Origin of the sequence: Bacillus sp. RB3 (genome assembly GCF_030164735.1) — a bacterium.
GTDB classification, from domain to species: domain Bacteria; phylum Bacillota; class Bacilli; order Bacillales; family Bacillaceae_G; genus Bacillus_A; species Bacillus_A cereus.
Genome location: NZ_JASNGE010000003.1, coordinates 70705 through 91641 on the forward strand (window position 1 = coordinate 70705; position 20937 = coordinate 91641).

Below are 20937 nucleotides of genomic sequence, written 5' to 3' on the forward strand. Positions count from 1 at the left end.
AAGAAGTCAACTGTCTCCAAACTTGTCTTTATGCTTAAAGAAAAAGCACTCAAATTGAGTGCTTTTTCTTATTGAAACATGCTATTTTTCTAGGCGATTTTCATAAAATAAAAGTAAAGAAATGAAAGTGGGTGACAAAATGCCGGCAGTTGTGGAAGGTGTTATTATTGAAAACTGCAATGGAACAATTAATGTAGGGGATAAATATAACGTACAGCCGATTGAAAAGACGAAAGCTTATAATGGATCGGGATCATCAAATACAGGAATGAAAGTACAAACGTTTAGCGGGATTAGTACGGCGGATGTAAGGGATAATGATGCGTATGATCAAGTTATTCAATCAACGTTATAATTTTAAAATGCAAAATTGCATAAAGTAACATGTTTGTTGTATGTTACACTCTAGCTGTGAGCTGTTAATGATTCTTCTGTATTATAGTTGTTAGATTAGAAATATAACATCTTATCGAAAATCATACGTACAAAAAAAGACACTTCAAACGAAGTGTCTTTTTTTACTTTAGTGATACCCTTTAGCAGAGTCTTTATGAATTTTATTTTTAAAAATACTGTAGCTCCAAAGCTGATATCCAATAACGATTGGTACCATAACCATTGCAACGAAGAACATAATTTTTAAGTTTAATTGACTACCAGCTGCGTTATATAACGTTGTACTGTATGCATCGTTAATACGAGATGGTAACATTCTTGGGAACATACCTGCAAAGCCAGTTGTCATAAACATTGCGATTGTTAGGCAAACGAATGTGAATGCAAGGCCAATTTTATGTTTGTACACCATAATAAGTGCGAGTACACTCATTAGCATTGCAAGTACTGGAAGAATGAATAGTACCGGATATTCCGTAAAGTTTTGGAATAAGTTTGTCCGATTAGCAGTTGCTACATAGAAGATAGCTAAAATAATAGCAGCTGCCATTGAAAATGGTCTTGCGATTTTATAAGCACGATCAGATACTTCACCAGTCGTTTTAATCATGACCCAAAGGGCACCGGATACGACAAATATAGCAGTGAAGAAAAGACCACCTAATATACCGTAATGGTTTAGTAAGCTAAGTAAATTTCCTTCATAGCCATTTTTTCCGATTTGTAGTCCGTAATAAAGATTAGCGAACGTAACACCGAATAAGAAGGCGATTAGGAAACTGCCAATTGCAAATGCCCATTTACAAGTTTTTTGCCAAATTGGTGAATCATCTTTATGCATGAATTCCAGTCCAGCGGCACGAGCAAATAGTGCAAGTAATACTAAGAATAACGGTGTATATAAATAACTAAACATATTAGCATATGTGACTGGGAAGGCAGCAAATGTTGCGCCACCAGCTGTAATTAACCATACTTCATTACCGCCCCAGAACGGGCCAATTGCTTCTTGTAATTGATTTCGTTCTTGTCGATCTTTCGTAACGAAAGGAAAAATCATTCCGTTACCAAGTGCATACCCGTCAAGAATGAAGTAAACTGTCCAAATCACGCCCCATAAACCGAACCAGATGATTGCAAGCATATCATGAGACATGAGCTACACCTCCCTCAGTAGCAGGTTCTTCTAATGCGGCAGGTCCTTTTTTCGCGAACTTCAGCATTAAGTATACGTCTGCGATTAAAAGTAAAGTGTAGAATAAAATTAAACTAATTAATGAGAACCAAATTTGCGGGACAGATATAGGTGATACAGATTCTGCTGTACGCATTAGTTTATATACTGTCCATGGTTGACGACCTACTTCAGCGACAATCCATCCTGCGTTAATTGCGATATAAGGAAGTAAGACAGACCATATTGTAATTTTCAAATAACGTTTTGAGTTTTCTAGTTTTCCTTTTCGGTTTAAATAGAAGCCATACCAAGTTAATGCCATAAAGAACATGCCGAGTGCAACCATTAAGCGGAAGCTATAATACACGAGGTTAACATTTGGACGTTCATCTTTCGGAATATCTTTTAAACCAACAATTTCGCCATTAAATGAATTTGTGTAGAAGAAGCTTCCGAGTTTTGGAATCGTAAGGAATTCAAAGTTCTTCTCATTTTTCACATCAGGAATTTGAACAATTGAGAAGCCTTGTCCTTTTCCAGTTTCCCAAACTGCTTCCATCGCAGCACCTTTTGCGGGTTGATATTTAGCTGCTGATACACCAGATTGATGTCCCATAAACGGTGTAATTGTTGCGGCGAATAAGCCTAACATTAAACCAAACTTAAATGATTTTTTGAAGAATTCTACTTCATTTTTACGTAATAAGTGATAGGCACTAATTGCCATAACGAAGAAAGCACCTACGATATAACAACCAACTACAGTATGGAAGAACATGTTCCAAGCGTATGGATTCGTAACGAGTGCCCAGAAATCATTTAATTCAGCGCGGCCGTTACGCACGACGTATCCAACAGGGTTTTGCATAAAGCCGTTTGCTGTAATAATCCAAAGGGCGGAAATGTTTGTTCCAAGTGCAACCATCCACATACAGAAGGCACGAAACTTTGGTGAAATCTTGTCTTTACCGAATAACCATATTCCCATGAAAGTAGATTCTAAGAAGAAGGCAACAAGTGCTTCGATTGCGAGAGGGGATCCGAAAATGTCTCCCATATATTTGGAGTACTCAGACCAGTTTGTTCCAAATTGGAATTCCATCGTAATCCCGGTTATAATCCCCATTACGAAGTTAATTGTAAATAATTTACCCCAAAAATTTGCCATTTTACGGTATGTTGGATTCAATGTGCGGGCGTATTGAGTTTCCATACATGCTACTAAAATGACAAGTCCGATTGTCAAAGGTACAAATAAAAAGTGATAAAAAATAGTAATTGCAAATTGAAAACGACTCAGTAACAGAACGTCGGACATAATAAATATTCACTCCTTTTTTACATTATCTACAATCAGTTTATAGTGAAAATACGTTTAAAGTATGTGAAACTTGTTACAAAGATGTGTGTATATTTTGAAAGAATTATGTCGATTATCTGAAAATATCTTATTTTTACTATAAAGCGATATCCTTTTTGAGTTTTTCATATTTTGGTACACTATTTATGTAGTGTAAACGAGAGAAAAGAGGGTCCTTTACTATGAAGTCATTAGAAGAGATTTTGCAGTACAATGAGAAATTTGTTGAAGAGAAAAAATATGAAGAGTTTGTAGCGGGGAAATTTCCAAACAAAAAAATGGTAATTATTTCTTGTATGGATACACGACTGGTTGAACTATTACCGAAAGCGATGAATATGCGTAACGGTGATGTGAAAATTATTAAAGTAGCAGGCGCTGTTATTTCACATCCATTTGGAAGTATTATGCGTAGTATTTTAGTCGCTGTATACGAACTTGGCGCTGATGAAGTATGTGTAGTTGGTCACCATGATTGTGGTATGGCAAAAATTCAAGCAAGTAGTACGATTGAGAGAATGAAAGAACGCGGTATAACAGAAGAGAAATTAGATATGCTTCGTTATTCTGGAATCGATTTAGAACAATTCTTGCGCGGTTTCTCTAGTGTGGAAGAAAGTGTAGAACATAGCGTATCAGTACTTCGCAACCACCCATTACTTCCGGAAGAAGTACCTGTTCACGGTCTTGTTATAGATCCTGATACAGGAAAATTAGATTTAGTTGTGAATGGTTACGACAATTAAGAATTTACTTTGTCATCCTTTTTATCTGGGACAGGATCAAATCCTCCCGGGTGGAAAGGGTGACATTTTAATATACGCTTACAAGTAAGCCAAAAGCCTTTGAGTGCACCATGTTTTTGAAACGCCTCTAATCCGTAATGAGAACAAGTTGGATAAAAACGACATGTTGGTGGCGTCATCGGAGAAATGAACTTTTGATAAAAGCGTATAATCCCAATAAAAATCTGTTTCATAACGGTCTCCTTTTCAGCATATTCTTAAAGTATTATAGCACGACTGTACATAATACTTTACTAATGTGCATTTCCGTTATATCATATTGGATATAACGGAATTAAATTAAAAGCGGGAGAGATGTTGTATGCCATCAGTAGAAAGCTTTGAATTAGATCATACGATTGTAAAGGCACCTTATGTAAGACATTGCGGAGTTCACAATGTAGGTAGTGACGGTATTGTAAATAAATTTGATATTCGTTTCTGTCAACCGAATAAACAAGCAATGAAACCAGATGTTATTCATACGTTAGAGCATTTATTAGCATTTAATTTACGTAAATATATTGATCGTTATCCGCACTTTGATATTATCGATATTTCACCGATGGGCTGCCAAACAGGATATTATCTTGTAGTGAGCGGAACGCCGACAGTTCGAGAAATCATTGATTTATTAGAACTAACATTAAAAGATGCGGTTCAAATTACAGAAATTCCGGCTGCAAATGAAACGCAATGTGGTCAAGCGAAGCTTCACGACTTAGAAGGAGCACAACGCTTAATGAACTTCTGGTTAAGCCAAGATAAAGATGAACTTGAGAAAGTTTTTGGATAAAAAGAAAAACTGCCTGTGAAAGGGCAGTTTTTTTATTGTGCTAAGAGCGACCATACTCTTCTTTTGTATGAAAATATATTAGATACTCCAACATATAAAATAAAGGCAGAACAGAGAAAATAAACAAATGCTTTCGCTTTTTGCTGCTGCTTTATTTCATCGATTCCCAAAAGGATGAACACGTAAGGTAAAAGAATAGTGAAGTTTGCAAAGAAGCTAAATAGGACGAGAGAAAGAGCGATAGTGGCGATTATAATTCGAATGTTTTTTAACATGGAATCCCCCTTAGTAGAAAGACATAGTTACTGAGAGAAAATAATTATAAATGCTAAATTGGTCAAAATTTCATTCTACATATAACGAAAGTAGTTTGATATTAAAAAGAAGAATATGAGACTGGAAACGAAAAAATACGGGATACTCATTGATTTTCGTCCGGATTTTAATTCATTAATTCCTAGAAGAATAAAGGAACAACTGAGAATAAATTGTACGTATGGAAGAAGTGAAAAATTATCGGTAACATGGACATAAGTGCTTAGAGTGAGTAAGAGAAGCATGAGAAATGCTAAAAAACTCCGTAATATAGTTAGAGTTAGCATTGTATAGCCTCCTTTAGACCATTTACTAGAATATTTCTGTGAAACCAATAAATAAAGCAGCGGCCCCTGCTAGTAGAGCGAGCAGACTACCTCCTGTTTGTCGTTTTAATATTTCCTCTAAACTTATGGTGAGGGCCATACCTCCTAAAAAGATGAACATATAAGGCATTATTTCTCTACTACCAGTAAAAAATCCATAGATTGCTATAGATAAGGCAATAAGTGATAAAGTAATCCGACCCCCTTTTAGCATAAAAGACCTCCTCTATTTTATGTAGGTAATAATGAGAACTATCCAAATGAAAGCACCGGCAATAATACAAATAAATCCAGTTGCTGCCTCCTTTTTCTTTATTTGTTCAAATGCGATGAGAAACATTAAAGCCCCTAATAGAAATTGTGAAAGAGGTAAAAAATTATTTTGACCTGTATATAATCCAATTGCCGACATAACGATCACAGTGAGTGCTACTATGATGCGAAGTATACGAAGCATATTAGGAATTCTCCTTATTCTTTTTTGTATAAGGATTGTCTTCTAGTTTATCGACGGAATGTTTATAAGCATAGCCTTTATTAATTGTCATGATGGAGAGTACGAGGATGATTAGGACGATGATAATACCGATAATTAATATTTTGAACATAAAATCCCTCCTTTTCTTTATTTTACATAATTTTGTAATTGATGAAAACAATAGAAAATAAAAGGATGAAAGAAGGGTGTTACATGGAGACGAAAAAAACATATTATATATCAATAGGAAATGGTCAAATTTCACAAGTGAAGACGGCGGATACGTATAATTTTGAGATTTCCGCAAATGATGAGGAAATTACGGAATTAAGAGAGCACTTTGATCAAGCATATGTAGAAGATTTAGGGTCATTTGTACGCTCCCACGTTCCATTTGTTGAGTATCATCACGATTCAAATAATGACCGATATGATGAACAACTACAAAAAGCATATAAAATGATTTACGATTTAGGAAATCATGAGACGAAAGAATTAGTCGCGCAAATGGGAATAATCAATGGATTGTAATTGGATAATATTATGCAGAAAAGCGAGAATATGCTACAATTTGTGGTAGGAAAAACTTGTAACCATCAATAGGGGAGTAATGGCATGTACAAATTTAAAGATTATTACCACAACACTGTACAATTATCGTTTGAACGTTATCCATTTTCTCCTGAGCCAAAGCATGTTTGGGTTGTATGCCGGTACGGGGATCAATGGTTATTAACGCATCATTTACGTCGCGGTCTTGAATTTCCAGGTGGTAAAGTAGAACTAGGGGAAACACCGGAAGAAGCGGCAGTTCGAGAGGTTCATGAAGAAACCGGCGGCATAGTTTCTGATTTAACTTACTTAGGACAATACAAAGTATCTGGAAAAGACAAAATAATCATTAAAAACATTTATTTTGCAACAATTAGTGCGGTAGAAGAACATACGCATTACGAAGAAACGAAAGGGTCTGTTTTATTAAAAGACATTCCTGACAACATTAAAACGAATAGAAAATTTAGCTTTATAATGCGCGATGACGTATTAGCGCGTACGATGAAACATATAGAAGAAATCGGCTGTTTTACGAAGTAAAGTAGCCGGTTTCTTTTTTTGTATGTAAGAATAAATGTAAATATATCTTTACATTATTTTGGGTATATTATACAATTTTGTAAAGATATCTTTACATTTTAGGAGGGGGAAGATGGATAAAAGAAAAGAAACGACTGTTACTGTTTCGATGGTTAAATTAAACTTTTCTTTATTTTTTATAATAATTGCTTTGTCGTTTGGAATTGGTTATTTGCATATATTTCTTTCAGGTGGGGTTCAAGTTGAAGTTACATTATTAACGATGTTTCTTTTTATTATCGCAATGATTGTTCTCGTTTGTATTCATGAGGCGATACATTTAATTGGCTTTCGCTATATCGGAGGTGTTCCGTGGAGTGAACTAAAATGGGGCGTTAATTGGAAATTAGGTGTTGCATATGCTCATTCTAAACAGGCGGTTACAGTAAAGCAAATGAAGAAAGTGTTAATGCTTCCGTTTTTACCAACTGGAATTTTGCCAATTGTATTGGGATTAGCTATGAATCTGGAGCCACTCTCATTTTTAGGAATTCTACTAACAGGAGGTTGTATCGGTGACATTGCCGTATATCAAAAAGTTTCAAAGTTTCCAGATGATGCGCTAGTAAAAGATCATCCGAGTAAACCTCAGTTTACAGTGTATGAATAATAAGAGGAGGCGTTTGTGAAAAACGCCTCCTCTTATTATTGTTACTTTTGGTTGGTGAATTGATATATTGTGAAAATCGCTGATATAATTTATTTGTTATTATTGTGTTGATACCTCCACCTCTAAAAACGAAAGCACCTCCAACAAATCATCTACGATACGTGAATGCTTAAAATTCCTCCAAAACGAATCTTTTTTCCAAACACCAAGAATCCCTACTTGTTCAGAACCAAGCACATCGTTTTCTGGATGATCTCCAACATAAAGACATTCTTCTGCCTTCACATCTAGTCTTTGCAAAGCACGTTCGAAAATTTCAGGATGAGGTTTTTTAATTCCTTCAGCTTCTGAAACGAGAATGGTGTTTGTATACGTATGTATATGTAGTGCTCGAAGGTTGCTCATCTGAAATTCAGTAAAACCATTTGTAATAATACCAATTTTAATGTTTCGCTGCTTTAACTGTTGAAGTAGTTCATGCGTGTTTTTGAAAGGAATACAATGATGTTGGAAGTTTGTAATATAGTCGTGTAGTAGTTGTTCTTGCGTTAAAGTAGTAATGTTGTATTCAGAAAGGAGAGTAGCATATACTTTATCCTTCCACGTATAGCCATTATTATCGAGTTCAAGAAATCGAGAACAATACTTTGATTTCTCTATGCTCTTCAAATGTGAGGCGAAGCGATTATATTGCTCACAAATAAATTGTTCTAAAGATTGGCGCCGATCTAATAGTGTTCCATCTAAGTCGAATAAGATTGCACGAATCATGGGAAGCCTCCTTGCAGTTTTTATAATTAATTATCGCATATTCGCAAAAAAATGATTATGATATTTTGTAGAATGGAATAATGGGGGATTGTATGAAGAAACTGTATGGCAAGTTAGTGTGTTGTATTATAGCAAGCAGTTTAGTTGCAGGATGCGAGAGTGCTATCGAGGTTACGAATGAAAAAGAAATTTGTAAAACAGAAGAAGAGTGCACGCAAATAGGAGATAAAACATTACAAAAAGTATATAAAAAGATAGAGGGACTTTCAGAACTTGAAAAAGTAGAGGATTATGACATAGAAGAGTATGAAAGTATGAATATGAAAGAGGCGGAACAGAAAAAAGAAGAGGATGACAATTACTTCTTTTTAGCTTCTTATTATATCGATGATGATGAAATTGTAGATCCTTATTTTGAGAAATTGGATCGTAAGAGATTGAATAAAGTTTTTGCAGATGACAAAGTAGCAAAAGATGATTTGTTAAGCCAGCGGCAAGATAGAGAGTATCATGAAACGTTATGGGACATGTATCGCACTCTCATTCCAGTGAAATATCGTGAGAATATAACAGGGTTGGATTTAATAACGGATGGTTATGACGGCGTTGTTGCCCATGTCATGCCAAGTATGGATGACCCGAGAGATTGGTTGCTTAGTTTAGACGTGCTCGATTCTGGGGTGAATATAGATGAAGTGATGAAAACATTAATTCATGAAACGGCTCACGTATTAACGATTGGGCATAAACAAGTACCAGTGGATAGGAAATATTTAGAGGCGTTTGATGAAGAGAAAGACATTTCATCATATCGAAATAAATGTAACACGGTGTTCTTGAAAAATGGATGTGCGAGAAAAACTTCGTATATTAACCAATTTTATAATGAATTTTGGAAACCAATTGAGCAAGAGTGGACAGAAAAGAAAGTAGAAGAAAGTGAAGAGGCACAAATTGAATTTTATAAAGAAAAGCATGATGATTTTGTATCGCTGTATGGAACAACAAATGTAACGGAGGATATCGCAGATACATTTACAGCGTTCATTTTACAAGATTCAAAAAAGGTGAAAGAAGGAACAGAGTTAAAATATAAAAAAATTGCTTTCTTCTATCAGTTCCCTGAGCTTGTAAAAATGAGAGCGGAAGTGCTGTCGGGATTATATGATGTTTCAAAAACGATAGAACAACAAAGTGGAGACTAATGTGAGTTATGCTTTCGATATAGTTTCGTTAAAGAAAAGCGTGAAGAATTTTTAATTCTTTGCGTTTTTTTATGTTGATAAAATTGAAAATTCTGTATTTTCATTAAAAAGAAGAAGGAACTTGCGGTATAAAATAGAATTAGTATAAAAATGTCACAATTTAGACACAATTATAATGCGCGTGTTGTAGGGACTATAAGTTTACTCTCGAGGAGGTAATGAAACGTATGAAAACGATTCTTGCTGTTGCTGGTCTCATTTGGGTAATGTCTCACGGTTTTCCGATTTTTGAAGGGGAGCAAATTCGTAGTGCTTTGAATGAAAAGTTTAATGATTATCATGTGATAGATCGAAAAGATAATGTCGTTACAGTACGTGTGAAAGACTGTTTCCATACAGTTACGGTTGCGGATGGAAACATTACAAATGAAACGAAAATGTGTGATAAAAGGTAAAAGAAAGAAGCTGACTATAGCGCACTGTTTTGAGTCAGCTTCTTTTTCTTTTTCCAATTAGAATTTTTTCAAATGCCTCAACAAATACATACATAAGAGTTGCAAGAACACATGTGAGTAGTACGCTAAGTAAGACGAGTGTGAAGTTAAAGACTTGGAATCCGTAGCTAATTAAGTAGCCAAGTCCTTGTTTGGAAACGAGAAGTTCTCCGAAAATAACACCGACCCAGGATAAACCAACATTTACTTTTAACGTTGAGATAATTGCTGGAAAGGATGCAGGGAGAACGACTTGCTTATAACATTGCCATTTATTTGCGCCAAATGTGTCCATCACTTTTATATAGTTAGAATCGACTTCTTGAAATGCACTGTAAATAACGAGAATGGTAATGATGATGGAAATGATTACTCCCATTGCGATAGAAGATGAAATGTTTGGACCGAAAATAACGATGATGATTGGACCGAGTGCAACTTTTGGCATTGCATTTAGGACGACGAGGTAAGGATCAAGTACGCGGGCTAGAAGTGGCATCCACCAAAGAAACGTGGCAATAATAGCACCGAGTACCGTTCCGAGAATGAAGCCTACTCCTGTTTCCAGCAATGTCGTCCATATGTGGACCCAAAGTGAACCGTCGATCCATTTCGTTAAGAAGAGATCCCAAATACTCGAAGGAGAACTAAAGAGTAAAGGATCGATCCATTCTTTTTTGCTAGCTATTTCCCATAGTGCAAAGAAAAGAATAAGTAGTAAAAGCTGTAATGAGCGAGCAATCCAAGCACGCCTGCGTTCTTTCTTTCGAAATTGTTCATGTAGTTGTTTTATATTATCCAAGTCGTTCCAGCTCCTTCCATATATCTTGAAAGAGGGCTGGGAAATCGTAGTGATGGCGTGCTTCTAACGGTGATAAAGAACGGATACTTTCCGGGACGATAAAGGTTTTTGCGATTTTTCCAGGATTCGCTTGCAGTAAATAAATACGATCACTCATCGCAATCGCCTCTTCAATATCGTGAGTAACAAGTAGTGATGTTTTTTTATATTTATTTAGTAAGTTGAAAACGAGTTCTTCTAGTTTTAATTTCGTTTGATAATCGAGTGCGGAGAATGGTTCATCTAGTAATAAAATTTTCGGATCAGTTGCTAACGTTCGAACGAGAGCAGCACGTTGACGCATACCGCCGGATAGTTCACGAGGATATTGTCCTTCTACCCCATGTAGACCGACTTGTTTTAAAAGATTTAAAGTATGTTCTTTCATCTGTTCATCATAAATCTTTCGAATATGAAGTCCAAGCATAATATTTTCTTCAATTGTTTTCCACGGGAATAAGTAATCTTGCTGCAACATATATCCCATAGATGAAGTTTTCGTTGTAATTGGTTCACCATCTAAAAAGACGATACCATCAATTGGATCAAGTAGTCCAGCAATGATTGAGAGGAGCGTTGTTTTACCGCAACCACTTGGGCCGAGTATAGAAATAAATTCTCCTTCTTCCACTTGTAAGCTCATATCTTCGAGAATAAGTTTGGCGTTCTCTTTTGCGAAAAAACAGTGAGAAACGTTACGTATTTGTAAAAAACTCATACACTTCGCCTCTATTTCTTAATAACGCTTTCGGCAATTTTTGTATTGACGAGCGCTTCATGTGGGACTTCTTTTTGTAATTCACCAGCGTCTTTCATAATAGTTTGGAGTTGTTTCCATTCTTCCGCATCTAGTAGTGGATTTGTCGCATAAGAATGTTGTTTTTTATACCGTTCAATTACTTTTACTGTAATGTCTTTTGAAGTGTCTTTAAATAGCGGAGAAACAGCATCAGCAATCTCTTCTGGACTATGTGTATCAACCCATTGCTGTGCTTTATAGAGCGCACGTGTGAACTTTTCAGCAGCAGCTTTATCTTTCTTTAAGAAACTTTCTTTTGCCATGAACGTTGTATAAGGAACAGTACCAGATTCATTTCCGAATGAAGCGACGATATAACCTTTACCTTCTTTTTCGAATATGCTTGCAGTCGGTTCAAAGAGCTGCACAAACTCTCCTGTACCAGATGCAAAGGCATTTGCAATATTAGCAAATTCGATATTTTGAATTAAGTTCGTATCTTTCCGAGGATCAATGCCATTTTTCTTTAAAACGTATTCCCCAACCATTTGCGGCATGCCGCCTTTACGCTGTCCTAAAAATGTAACACCTTTTACGTCATTCCAATTAAAAGAGTCTAGTTTTTTACGTGAAACTAAAAATGTCCCATCTGTTTGTGTAAGCTGTGCAAAGTTAATGACAGGGTCTTTCGCTCCTTGTTGATGAACGTAAATAGACGTTTCAGAACCGACGAGAGCAATATCAATTCCGCCAGATAATAGGGCGGTCATCGTTTTATCGCCACCAGCTGTTGTTTGTAGGTCAATATTTAGTCCTTCATCTTTAAAAAATCCTTTTTCAATCCCGACATATAATGGGGCATAGAAGAGAGAATGGGTAACTTCGCCAACGCGAATGTTTTGAGTTTGTTCTTTCGTACTTTCTTTTTTACTACTACAAGCAGCAAAAGTAAAAACAGCTAGTAACATGATGCAAAAAATCGCGATTAATTTTTTCACTATATAACACCTCCTAGAAGTCACTCTACAAGCATGATATGTAGGTAAGTGCCCATATGTGAGTGTAGATAGCAGGAATTTTTTGGGTGGTAAAGAAGTACAAATATAAGGGGTGATAAAATGGAGTACGAATACGATGATAGCGTACATTTACATCTTGATTATTTCGGGACAGAATGTGATATGGAATCGATCGCTTATAAGAGGAAGAATGAAGACGTATGGGATGTGTATTTTAATTTTGGAGTATACGGTATTCAGAAAGACGATGTAGAGTTAGGTAGGTTTATGGACGAATATGCCGGTTATTACGTTTTTTCTGTACATGCTCGCGATCTTAGTTGGGAATTTGGAAGTGCCCAGTTTGAAGAGTGGGTTTTGAAAAATCGGATAGTAGAAAAAACGCTACAAAAATAGGAGGAATTTTGTGATTGGATTTCTCATCTTATTATTTATTTTTGTGGCCGGATTTTTTATTATGCAAATGCTTATTTACCGATTTGCAAAGAAAAACATCCATAAATATACAAAAATAAAATGGTTTCATATGTGGCTACATATGAATATGAAAAAAGGACCGAGATTAGATTTTTTTGATTTTGTAGTTATAGTGCTCGTATGTATCGTATGGAAAATATGGCTGTTTCCTTTTATATAATACACATACTAATTATTTTCTCTTTTCGTTATAGTAATAGTTGTAAAAAACTTGCATTTATACGTAAAACAGTGAGTGGTGTTGTGAAAGATATTTTGACAAATACAGACACACATACATACGGAATTAAAGTGCGATTACAGAATGGACAAATTGGCCGTATGTAAAGTGTGGGGGAATAAGAAAGAGGTCGTCCAACGGTGGACGACCTCTTTCTTATTATGCTTGATTAGTGCGGAAGAATGGAAGCTTCTGCACAATGTGAATTAATCCGTATGCAAGAATTAAGCACATAAGAGGATTAATGAAAAATCCATAGCGATTAATTGCTAAGAATAAGTTTGAGAAGATAATGTAAATAATTGAACTTGCTACTAGCATCATAACGCGTTTATGTTTAAATGAATTTAGCATGAAGCAGAAGCTGCTCAAGAATGTACCGATGATAAACACTCTATGACATAGTTGCATAAAGTTGTGAATACGATATTGGTCTACAGCAGGAGCTGTTTTGAATAATTCAATTGTTTTACCGACAGTGAACCAAGAGAACCAATAAGTGAAGTCCGTCTTAAATCCGTTCTTAATTAATTCTTTTGCGTATGCACCTTTGTCATCTAAGCCTTTAGCTCTCATTTCATTTACTATATTTTCATATCCAATTTTATTAAATGGATCTGCACCGGCAATTAGTGGATCTGCACCTTGGGTTGAGAATAAAATAAATTGGTTGAGTGCTAAGTAGTTACGAACAACCCATGCGCCAATAATAAAGAAAGGTCCGATAAACCATAACAATCCGATTCGAATGGATTCTTTAAATCCATATGTAAATAACACAACAAGAACAGGAATGAGCATCATTGGAGCTGGATTTGGACGGAACATAAGTAAAATTGAAACGACAATTCCAAACCATATATGGAATTTCACTTTATTGTATTTCCATGCGAGAACAAATACATATACACATAACGCCAATAAGAATATGGATGGAACTTCTGTTAGCAATGTACGGAAGTATGTATAGTTACTTGGATAAATAGCATATAAAATACTTGCAACAATTCCATAAATGTTTTTTTCGAACAATTCTTTTCCTATTAAGAATACTAATAGCACTGTGCAAAGGTTCATGATCATGTTAATAACAGTTGCTACGTAATAGTAAGGAATTGATGTAATATCAGAAATAATCATAGCGCCAGCTAATAGTAATGGCTGACCTGGTGTAATATATGCATTTTTCCCTGGAACTTCACTAGGTTCTAAATACACATAACCAAATACACCATGTTTTAATAGTTGTTCAGCTGTTAACGAATAGTTAAAGGCATCATTTGCACCATATGTTACTTTGACTAACTCTCCATCTAATCCTGGCTGTTTTACTAAACAAAAAACGTGCAACAGGAAAGAAAGCGCCAAAATTGCATATACCGCTTTAGGCAAACTCTTAAACTTAGTAAGCAAAAATGAGCAACTCCTTTTTTATTAATTCTTTCGTATTTTTATGTGAAATCTTTAATAGTATTAAGGATTTCCAAAACATAGTTATTATATCATAAAGTGGAATGCTGAAATTAAGTTTTTCAAGAATGAGTAATTTGTATACCACAATTTAACTGTTGATTAAGGGAATATTAAGACAATACATTTATGGTAGAAGCAAGTATGCAGACGAAATATGTAATATATGTTATTTTAATAGAAATAGTTCTTTCGATGCGGGGGAAATTAAGACATAGAAACGAGGGAATGAATTGAAGTATGGTTCTACACTTTTTCATCTTCCAAAAAGAAATATATTAATTTCTAGCATTATAAGTAGTATGGTGACTTTATTAGTAATAACTATGCTGTTTATGATTTTAAAGGTTTTTAATTTAGACATGATGAAAGATCATTTAAATCAAAAGCTTGTTTTAAGTGTTATGATGATTTTCATATGGGGCATAACGTTTTATATTACGCATTTCAATAAAAAAGAGATGTCTATACTTAGAGCATCCCTGCGAGTGCATTTTATATTACTTTTATTAGCTCATACAGTAGCGTTATTTTATATTGTCATGCAAGTTAATATGAGTTTCATAGAGGCAATGAATTGGATTTACTTTTATAATATGCAGTTTATATTAAGTTTTGTAGTAATTTATGCAATATATATTCTTGTATATAATTTAATAGGTAAGGTTTTTCTAAGTATGGTTTTAACGAGCTGTACGTTAGTCATTTTATGTATTGTGAATTATTTGAAGCTTATTTTCAGAGGTGATCCGTTATATCCTTCTGATTTCACACAAATTACGCATATGCAATCTGTTATACCGATGGTGATGGACTATTTTAGTTGGAGTTATATTTTTGTCATTATCGTAAGTATCGTAGCTTGTATTGTAGCAGGGATATATATGAGAAGGTATATTCAAAATGTAAAGATTCATCTAGGAATAAGAGCCTTATTAGTAGTAGGATCTATTTTTGTTCTATATGCGTACGGTAATTTTGCGAATACATTTATGAATAAAGTATTTCAAAAATCAGGTGTAGATTTTGTTTTGTGGAATCAAAATGAGAACTACGCTTCAAATGGTTTTGTACTTGGGTTTATTAGCAATTTAGATACAACAGTTATGGAAAAACCAAAAAATTATTCTAAAGAAAATATGCTTCAAATAGCAAACGATATAAAAAAACAATATAGTGGAAATATAGGGAATCAAAAGAAAAAAGAGAAACCGAATATTATTTTTGTAATGAGTGAATCGTTTTGGGATCCGACGAAAGTAACCAACCTTTCTTTTAGTGAAGATCCTGTACCAAATTTGCATCATTATATAGAAAACTTTCCTGGGGGACAAACTATTTCTCCTACATTTGGGGGAAATACAGCGAACGTTGAATTTGAGGCATTAACAAGTTATTCAATGAGTTTGTTAAAGCCAGGTTCTATACCATATCAGCAGGTTATTACAAATAAGAAAGAAATTCCATCAATCCCTACGGCGTTGAAAAAAGAAGGGTATTACACAAGTGCAATTCATTCATTTGGTCGCACATTCTTTAAACGTGATGATGTATATAAGGTGTTAGGATTTGATAAGTTTAATGCAGAGGACACGATGAAAAATGTGGATATTGATGGAGATTATATTAGTGATTTAGCGATAAGTAAAGAGATAATTGCTGAGTTAGAGGAACAAAAACAGCCTACATTTATTCATGCAGTTACGATGCAAAATCATTTTCCATTTACAGAGGGCCGATTTGGTGAAAACCTAATAGAAATTAGCGGGCTAGAAAATGAAGAATCAAAGGGAGAATTAGAGACGTATACAGAAGGGTTAAGACGTTCAGATGAGGCACTTCAATATTTAATAGAGCAACTAGATAATTTAGATAGACCTACATTATTAGTATTCTTTGGAGATCATCTTCCATCACTAGGAACAAATAAATCTTTTTATAAAGAAAACGGGTATATAACGAATGAAAAAACACCGAGTGAACGTTTAGCGATGGCGCAAACGCCGCTATTAATGTATGCAAACTTTGATATGCCAAATGATAATTTAGGTTTAGTAAGCCCAATTCATTTTTCTAATCTTATTTTTGATTATGCAGGATTAAATAAATCCTTATTTTATCAATTTTTATCGGAACTTTACAAGGAAATACCAGTGCTTAGAGATGAATTAAAAGTTGATAAAAATGGAGAAGTAATCAATGATTTAACAAAGAAACAAAAAGAAATGTTAGAGCAATATAAAATGCTCCAATATGATTTACTCGTTGGAAATCAATATAGTACAGATATCCTCTTTAAATAAAAGAAACAAAAAGAACTTGTATAACGATACAAGTTCTTTTTTCATAGTATTTAACGGGGTAACCAGACAAGCTGGGTTTAGGGAGTATTACCTGTACATTTAGTATATATGAAAATGTAATCGTTTTATTTGTGTATTTGTGAGAAATATGTGAATTTTATGTTTTGTGAAAAAATCTATTATATTAACTTTCGTTCTTGTATTGCAGTTGTTATGCATGTAAAAATTTTATCAGTTCTTTATTTAATTCATCCGCTTGATCGATTGGTGAACCATGACCACTATTTGTAAGAGCATGTAACTGAGAATTTTTAATTCGTTGTTGCGTGAGCTCAGCACTTTTGTAAGGAATTAGTTGGTCGTGAACGCCGTGGAAGATTTTTGTTGGGACGTTAATTTTATTTAAATCTTTCGTTACATCTTCATTTGCAGCTGCTTGTAAAATTTTGATAAGGGCATAAGAAGCGGACTGCATACCGAGATAAGAAAACCATTCAAGGGTTGCAGCCCCTAAGTTTCTATTGAAAAAGGATAAAGATACGTCATTTAAAAATTTTGGTAAATTAGCATACATTTGATTAATGAGAGCATCTGCTTGTTCTTTCGGTACACCGTAAGGGGACTCTTGATTTTTAACGAAAGAGGGGGAGACAGCGTCAATTAATGCGAGCTTAGAAATGCGGCGCCTATGATAGCGAGACATATAGCGAATAGAAAGAGCACCACCAACTGAGAAACCGACTAATGTAGCGTTCTCTACTTGGAGTGCTTCTAGAACAATTGCGATATCATCGGCTAATCGATCATACGTGTAACCAGTCCATGGCTTATCAGATTGCCCATTCCCTCGTATATCCATGGCGATACAACGAAAGCCATGCTCTGGTAAAACATTGAGTTGATATTGATACATTTGATGATTTAAAGGCCATCCGTGAACGAAGAAAACAGTCTTACTACCTGGACCAGGATTAACGTCTTGCACAAAAATATGCACATCTTTCTCGACAGTAACAAACATAAAACTCCCCCTGTTCTATCAATAGGCTCCATTCTAAAAGCTTTGTTTTACTTTTTAGGCCGTCTATATAAAACATCCTCCATAATATACGTATTAATGATCATAGATTTTATGCTCTGTATATAGTCTAAATATATTGCGTTTTTGGTACGATTTTCCTCAAATGTTCGATTTATCTTTGTTTGTCTATGAAAATCATTTATTATAATAAATGGTATTCTTTGAGATGTTATTTTGAAGGGGTGTTGAAGTGAAAGAAAGTTTTCTATCATATAAAGAAGAAGAAAGGAATGCAAAACTCCTTTTATGGGTGTTATATGTCATTGTTATTGTATATCAAATTTTCTATGCAATCGTATTAGAAGATAAATCAATAATGGATAAGGGATACAACATAATATGGCAAGTTATTTGCGGAGTAGCAATACTATGCGTGAATATATATTTACTGAAAAAAGAGAAGGCAAACCTTGTTAAATATGCATGGATATTTGCATACATAGGGATAGAAATCGCTAATATAGTTTCGTATATTTTTTATAATAAGGCGGCGTTTGATGCGACAAATATAATAGAAATTATTCTCATTTTCTTTGTACCCATATTTTTAAATAAAAAATTTTATGTGTTTTTGCTTTCCTCTATTGTAGGAAAATATTTAATTTATTTATTTGTATTAGAGGAAATAAAAGCATTTATGTTCCTTATTATGTGTACACTTATGTTAATAGTTGCATATATCATTTTAAATCGATTTTTACAATATCTTTCAGCCGTAAAGGAAAGTATTGCGATTGCTAGTGAATCACAAAAATTAGCAGTAATCGGAAAAATGGCAGCGACTGTTGGACATGAAATTAAAAATCCACTGGCTTCATTAAAAGGATTTACGCAATTACAACGAGAGAAGCATGAAGAGGATCCTATTTATAAACGTATGATTTTTGAAATAGAAAATATGAATAATATGATAAGTGAGTTGATGGAAGTTGCTACATGCAAACCTTCTATTTATAAGAAACATGATGTAGGAAAAATTGTATTACAAGTAATAACAAGTCTTCGCGGAAAAATGAATGAATTAAACGTGCAGTTTATTTCTAATGTGGAAGAAAAAACAATAGAAGTTGAATGTGATGAACGAAAAATAAGAGGAGTCTTTTTATATACGATAAAAAATGCTTTAGAGGCAATGGAACAAGGTGGCATATTACATTTGCAATTAGAGAATAAAGGGAAAGAATATGTAATAATCAGCGTAATCGATAATGGTCATGGTATTAAGCAAGAAAACTTAACCCGTGTTACAGAAGCCTTTTATACAACGAAACAAGATAAAATTGGTCTGGGACTTACGGTAGCGAATCGAATTGTCGCCGAGCACCTTGGTGAGCTGCATATTTCAAGTGAAAGAGATACTGGAACGAGAATAGACATCATTCTCCCAAGGAAGTGTGGAAATACTGAAATCCAAGTGGAAGAAAAGCTAGGAGTTACCATATGAATAAAGGCTATATATTTAAAAATGAAGAAATAAAGGCATTGAAAGTATTTTTAAGTTTATTTTTTATTATATTTTTTGTGTATGATCTTGCCTATGAATTTATCGTACCTTTAATCGCGGGAGAGCAAGAAGGCGTAGGAAAGTTTGAAGATGGTTTAGGTTTATGGCTTTACTTTTTGACGGTAGTATTGTTTTGCAGTGGAATATACTTTATGAAATGGAAGAATGTTTTTGTGGTAAAGTATATTATTCTAATTGGCTATAATGTATTAGATTGTATCCATAACATTATGATTTATTATGGTAGCGATGCGGAATTTGACGGTGGAAATATAGTAGAAGTATTTTTTATTTTGTTCGCACCAATCTTTGTGAACAAAAGATATTTCTGGTTAGTTCCAGCGATACTTGTCGGGAAGTACGCTCTTACAGGAATCATTATTCAATCTTCTCTCGTTTTAATCCCAATGGCATTATATAGTGTATTTACTATTATATGTTGGATTATATTTTTGAGGGTTCAGTCTTACGTTCGTACGCTTGAGATGATGGACAAAGAAATAAAACAGACAGAAAAACTAGCAGCTGTTGGAAAAATGGCAACGGTTATTGGTTATAAGATTAGAAGACCTTTAGCAAACTTAAAAAAACTTGTGAATAAACAAGCCGACAAGCATCCAGAGGATAAAATTTATAGTGATATTATGAAACAAGAAGTAGATCGGATTCATATAATTGCTACAGAACTTAGTGGATTTGAGAAATCTAAATCACTAGAATCAGAAACTCATAACATACAAGAAATTATCTCTTATGTTATTCGAGTTATGGAAAAGCCTGCTTTAAAACAAGGAGTCCACATACAAGGTATTTACAGTAAAGACTTACCGTCCATTACATGTGATGAAAAACGATTAAAACAGGTCTTTTTTAATTTAATCAAAAATGCAATTGAAGCAATGTCAGTTGGGGGAACAATTACGATTAAAGTTACTGTAAAAGATGGAATCATCGTTCAAGTGAAAGATGAGGGATGTGGTATTCCAAAAGATAAAATTCCAAAGTTAAATGAAGCCTTTTATACAACGAAAGAAACAGGAACTGGTCTAGGTTTAGTAGTTACAGAAAAAATTATTAAAGACCACAATGGTAAAATGAGTTTTGAAAGTGAAGTTGGGGTTGGAACAACGGTTGAGGTTATGTTACCACTGCATTAAATAGAAAAAACATCACTTATTTGGAAGTAATGTTTTTGTGTTCTTCTTAGGTAGACGTTCTAAAAAAGAGGACGATAACGAAAAATAATATATTGATAGTGTAAAAAGAAAATAATGGATGTTTTACTATGAAAAATATATAATGGCTTTGTCTGTTATTTGTTGTAGTTCATTTATATTTCTATTTGTTGACCCGAATCTCGGGTCTTTTTTTTATGAAATGAATTGCTATATGTCAGTGATTAGAAAAATAGAATATATATTCATGCTGTAATACTG

At 34.2% G+C, this 20937-nt stretch carries 26 protein-coding genes and 1 pseudogene; 14 read left to right on the forward strand and 13 right to left on the reverse strand.

Going from position 1 to position 20937, the window contains the following annotated elements:
- Positions 1-121: 121 nt before the first annotated feature.
- Positions 122-355 (forward strand): spore germination protein, encoded by a 234-nt coding sequence (locus tag QO049_RS05710; RefSeq protein WP_002062565.1) that lies wholly within the window; start codon positions 122-124, stop codon positions 353-355.
- A gap of 168 nt (positions 356-523) precedes the next feature.
- Here the strand turns inward: QO049_RS05710 and cydB are convergent, their stop codons facing one another.
- Together cydB and cydA are read right to left on the reverse strand one after the other, a co-directional pair.
- Positions 524-1552, reverse strand: coding sequence for a cytochrome d ubiquinol oxidase subunit II (gene cydB / locus QO049_RS05715; RefSeq protein WP_000017662.1), 1029 nt, complete (start codon positions 1550-1552; stop codon positions 524-526).
- Positions 1542-2891, reverse strand: a complete 1350-nt coding sequence (cydA, locus tag QO049_RS05720) for a cytochrome ubiquinol oxidase subunit I (protein WP_001286194.1) — start codon at positions 2889-2891, stop codon at positions 1542-1544. The genes cydB and cydA overlap by 11 nt, the downstream gene beginning before the upstream one ends.
- Positions 2892-3115: 224 nt before the next feature.
- Here cydA and QO049_RS05725 point away from each other — a divergent pair, with 224 nt between their 5' ends.
- Complete coding sequence (locus QO049_RS05725; protein ID WP_000838164.1) at positions 3116-3679, forward strand: beta-class carbonic anhydrase; 564 nt, start codon at positions 3116-3118, stop codon at positions 3677-3679.
- Here the strand turns inward: QO049_RS05725 and yidD are convergent.
- A complete protein-coding gene (gene yidD, locus QO049_RS05730) occupies positions 3676-3912 on the reverse strand; it encodes a membrane protein insertion efficiency factor YidD (protein WP_000809334.1) in 237 nt (78 codons plus the stop codon). The two genes, QO049_RS05725 and yidD, sit on opposite strands and share 4 nt — an antisense overlap.
- A gap of 128 nt (positions 3913-4040) precedes the next feature.
- Between yidD and luxS the strand changes: the two genes are divergently transcribed.
- A complete protein-coding gene (gene luxS / locus QO049_RS05735; RefSeq protein WP_001141371.1) occupies positions 4041-4514 on the forward strand; it encodes an S-ribosylhomocysteine lyase LuxS in 474 nt (157 codons plus the stop codon).
- 32 nt (positions 4515-4546) lie between these two features.
- Here luxS and QO049_RS05740 read toward each other — a convergent pair whose 3' ends face one another.
- The 4 genes from QO049_RS05740 to ytzI all read right to left on the reverse strand — a co-directional run bounded on the left by QO049_RS05740 (position 4547) and on the right by ytzI (position 5763).
- Positions 4547-4789 (reverse strand): DUF3953 domain-containing protein, encoded by a 243-nt coding sequence (locus tag QO049_RS05740; protein ID WP_097861717.1) that lies wholly within the window; start codon positions 4787-4789, stop codon positions 4547-4549.
- Positions 4790-5141: 352 nt separating this feature from the next.
- On the reverse strand, positions 5142-5369 hold the full coding sequence (locus tag QO049_RS05745) for a DUF3953 domain-containing protein (protein WP_000911652.1): 228 nt from the start codon (positions 5367-5369) through the stop codon (positions 5142-5144).
- A gap of 12 nt (positions 5370-5381) precedes the next feature.
- A complete protein-coding gene (locus QO049_RS05750; RefSeq protein WP_000944456.1) occupies positions 5382-5612 on the reverse strand; it encodes a DUF3953 domain-containing protein in 231 nt (76 codons plus the stop codon).
- 1 nt (position 5613) lies between these two features.
- On the reverse strand, positions 5614-5763 hold the full coding sequence (ytzI, locus tag QO049_RS05755) for a YtzI protein (RefSeq protein WP_000472791.1): 150 nt from the start codon (positions 5761-5763) through the stop codon (positions 5614-5616).
- Between the two features lie 83 nt (positions 5764-5846).
- Between ytzI and QO049_RS05760 the strand changes: the two genes are divergently transcribed.
- The 3 genes from QO049_RS05760 (at position 5847) to QO049_RS05770 (ending at position 7377) form a co-directional block, all read left to right on the forward strand.
- Positions 5847-6164, forward strand: coding sequence for a hypothetical protein (locus QO049_RS05760; protein ID WP_000448409.1), 318 nt, complete (start codon positions 5847-5849; stop codon positions 6162-6164).
- A gap of 84 nt (positions 6165-6248) precedes the next feature.
- Positions 6249-6728 (forward strand): antimutator 8-oxo-(dGTP/GTP)ase, encoded by a 480-nt coding sequence (mutTA, locus tag QO049_RS05765; protein ID WP_000276385.1) that lies wholly within the window; start codon positions 6249-6251, stop codon positions 6726-6728.
- Positions 6729-6840: 112 nt separating this feature from the next.
- Positions 6841-7377: a DUF3267 domain-containing protein gene (locus tag QO049_RS05770; RefSeq protein WP_000361289.1), complete on the forward strand. Its 537-nt coding sequence runs from the start codon at positions 6841-6843 to the stop codon at positions 7375-7377.
- A 99-nt stretch (positions 7378-7476) separates the two neighbouring features.
- Here the strand turns inward: QO049_RS05770 and QO049_RS05775 are convergent, their stop codons facing one another.
- Complete coding sequence (locus QO049_RS05775; RefSeq protein ID WP_246961441.1) at positions 7477-8148, reverse strand: HAD family hydrolase; 672 nt, start codon at positions 8146-8148, stop codon at positions 7477-7479.
- 92 nt (positions 8149-8240) lie between these two features.
- On the opposite strand from QO049_RS05775, the gene QO049_RS05780 reads away from it, so the two are divergent.
- Positions 8241-9353 (forward strand): hypothetical protein, encoded by a 1113-nt coding sequence (locus QO049_RS05780; RefSeq protein WP_000737832.1) that lies wholly within the window; start codon positions 8241-8243, stop codon positions 9351-9353.
- Between the two features lie 227 nt (positions 9354-9580).
- On the forward strand, positions 9581-9808 hold the full coding sequence (locus tag QO049_RS05785) for a hypothetical protein (protein ID WP_000849112.1): 228 nt from the start codon (positions 9581-9583) through the stop codon (positions 9806-9808).
- A gap of 34 nt (positions 9809-9842) precedes the next feature.
- Here the strand turns inward: QO049_RS05785 and QO049_RS05790 are convergent, their stop codons facing one another.
- The 3 genes from QO049_RS05790 to QO049_RS05800 are packed head-to-tail and all read right to left on the reverse strand — an operon-like array spanning position 9843 to position 12425.
- Positions 9843-10649 carry an ABC transporter permease gene (locus tag QO049_RS05790; RefSeq protein WP_000368771.1) on the reverse strand — a complete coding sequence of 269 codons (807 nt, stop codon included), beginning with the start codon at positions 10647-10649 and terminating at the stop codon, positions 9843-9845.
- Positions 10642-11406, reverse strand: a complete 765-nt coding sequence (locus QO049_RS05795; RefSeq protein WP_000009025.1) for an ABC transporter ATP-binding protein — start codon at positions 11404-11406, stop codon at positions 10642-10644. The genes QO049_RS05790 and QO049_RS05795 overlap by 8 nt, the downstream gene beginning before the upstream one ends.
- 11 nt (positions 11407-11417) lie before the next feature.
- The gene (locus QO049_RS05800; protein WP_000733151.1) at positions 11418-12425 is read right to left on the reverse strand and encodes an ABC transporter substrate-binding protein; all 1008 of its coding nucleotides are present in this window, start codon (positions 12423-12425) and stop codon (positions 11418-11420) included.
- A gap of 120 nt (positions 12426-12545) precedes the next feature.
- On the opposite strand from QO049_RS05800, the gene QO049_RS05805 reads away from it, so the two are divergent.
- The 3 genes and pseudogenes from QO049_RS05805 to QO049_RS05815 all read left to right on the forward strand — a co-directional run.
- A complete protein-coding gene (locus QO049_RS05805) occupies positions 12546-12842 on the forward strand; it encodes a DUF3986 family protein (RefSeq protein ID WP_000455580.1) in 297 nt (98 codons plus the stop codon).
- Positions 12843-12852: 10 nt separating this feature from the next.
- Positions 12853-13083 (forward strand): hypothetical protein, encoded by a 231-nt coding sequence (locus tag QO049_RS05810; protein ID WP_246961439.1) that lies wholly within the window; start codon positions 12853-12855, stop codon positions 13081-13083.
- A gap of 65 nt (positions 13084-13148) precedes the next feature.
- Positions 13149-13250: pseudogene (locus QO049_RS05815) on the forward strand (DUF2196 domain-containing protein); the annotation flags it as partial.
- Positions 13251-13302: 52 nt separating this feature from the next.
- Here the strand turns inward: QO049_RS05815 and QO049_RS05820 are convergent.
- Positions 13303-14556: a glycosyltransferase family 39 protein gene (locus tag QO049_RS05820; protein ID WP_000956220.1), complete on the reverse strand. Its 1254-nt coding sequence runs from the start codon at positions 14554-14556 to the stop codon at positions 13303-13305.
- Positions 14557-14846: 290 nt separating this feature from the next.
- On the opposite strand from QO049_RS05820, the gene QO049_RS05825 reads away from it, so the two are divergent.
- Entirely contained in the window at positions 14847-16916 is a 2070-nt protein-coding gene (locus tag QO049_RS05825) for an LTA synthase family protein (RefSeq protein ID WP_098279282.1), read from the forward strand.
- A gap of 211 nt (positions 16917-17127) precedes the next feature.
- Here QO049_RS05825 and QO049_RS05830 read toward each other — a convergent pair whose 3' ends face one another.
- On the reverse strand, positions 17128-17937 hold the full coding sequence (locus QO049_RS05830; RefSeq protein WP_284489201.1) for an alpha/beta fold hydrolase: 810 nt from the start codon (positions 17935-17937) through the stop codon (positions 17128-17130).
- 250 nt (positions 17938-18187) lie between these two features.
- Between QO049_RS05830 and QO049_RS05835 the strand changes: the two genes are divergently transcribed.
- Positions 18188-19441: an ATP-binding protein gene (locus QO049_RS05835; RefSeq protein ID WP_061654617.1), complete on the forward strand. Its 1254-nt coding sequence runs from the start codon at positions 18188-18190 to the stop codon at positions 19439-19441.
- Positions 19438-20658, forward strand: coding sequence for an ATP-binding protein (locus QO049_RS05840; protein ID WP_001032637.1), 1221 nt, complete (start codon positions 19438-19440; stop codon positions 20656-20658). The genes QO049_RS05835 and QO049_RS05840 overlap by 4 nt, the downstream gene beginning before the upstream one ends.
- Positions 20659-20937 lie beyond the last annotated feature (279 nt).

Coding starts and splice junctions, on each gene's coding strand:
- cydB (WP_000017662.1), bottom strand. CDS start 1,552: ATGTCTCATGATATGCTTGCAATCATCTGGTTCGGTTTATGGGGCGTG.
- ytzI (WP_000472791.1), bottom strand. CDS start 5,763: ATGTTCAAAATATTAATTATCGGTATTATCATCGTCCTAATCATCCTC.
- QO049_RS05760 (WP_000448409.1), top strand. CDS start 5,847: ATGGAGACGAAAAAAACATATTATATATCAATAGGAAATGGTCAAATT.
- QO049_RS05710 (WP_002062565.1), top strand. CDS start 122: ATGAAAGTGGGTGACAAAATGCCGGCAGTTGTGGAAGGTGTTATTATT.
- cydA (WP_001286194.1), bottom strand. CDS start 2,891: ATGTCCGACGTTCTGTTACTGAGTCGTTTTCAATTTGCAATTACTATT.
- QO049_RS05770 (WP_000361289.1), top strand. CDS start 6,841: ATGGATAAAAGAAAAGAAACGACTGTTACTGTTTCGATGGTTAAATTA.
- QO049_RS05750 (WP_000944456.1), bottom strand. CDS start 5,612: ATGCTTCGTATACTTCGCATCATAGTAGCACTCACTGTGATCGTTATG.
- QO049_RS05725 (WP_000838164.1), top strand. CDS start 3,116: ATGAAGTCATTAGAAGAGATTTTGCAGTACAATGAGAAATTTGTTGAA.
- QO049_RS05745 (WP_000911652.1), bottom strand. CDS start 5,369: ATGCTAAAAGGGGGTCGGATTACTTTATCACTTATTGCCTTATCTATA.
- QO049_RS05775 (WP_246961441.1), bottom strand. CDS start 8,148: ATGATTCGTGCAATCTTATTCGACTTAGATGGAACACTATTAGATCGG.
- QO049_RS05785 (WP_000849112.1), top strand. CDS start 9,581: ATGAAAACGATTCTTGCTGTTGCTGGTCTCATTTGGGTAATGTCTCAC.
- QO049_RS05830 (WP_284489201.1), bottom strand. CDS start 17,937: ATGTTTGTTACTGTCGAGAAAGATGTGCATATTTTTGTGCAAGACGTT.
- mutTA (WP_000276385.1), top strand. CDS start 6,249: ATGTACAAATTTAAAGATTATTACCACAACACTGTACAATTATCGTTT.
- QO049_RS05740 (WP_097861717.1), bottom strand. CDS start 4,789: ATGTTAAAAAACATTCGAATTATAATCGCCACTATCGCTCTTTCTCTC.
- luxS (WP_001141371.1), top strand. CDS start 4,041: ATGCCATCAGTAGAAAGCTTTGAATTAGATCATACGATTGTAAAGGCA.
- QO049_RS05805 (WP_000455580.1), top strand. CDS start 12,546: ATGGAGTACGAATACGATGATAGCGTACATTTACATCTTGATTATTTC.
- QO049_RS05780 (WP_000737832.1), top strand. CDS start 8,241: ATGAAGAAACTGTATGGCAAGTTAGTGTGTTGTATTATAGCAAGCAGT.
- QO049_RS05795 (WP_000009025.1), bottom strand. CDS start 11,406: ATGAGTTTTTTACAAATACGTAACGTTTCTCACTGTTTTTTCGCAAAA.
- QO049_RS05840 (WP_001032637.1), top strand. CDS start 19,438: ATGAATAAAGGCTATATATTTAAAAATGAAGAAATAAAGGCATTGAAA.
- yidD (WP_000809334.1), bottom strand. CDS start 3,912: ATGAAACAGATTTTTATTGGGATTATACGCTTTTATCAAAAGTTCATT.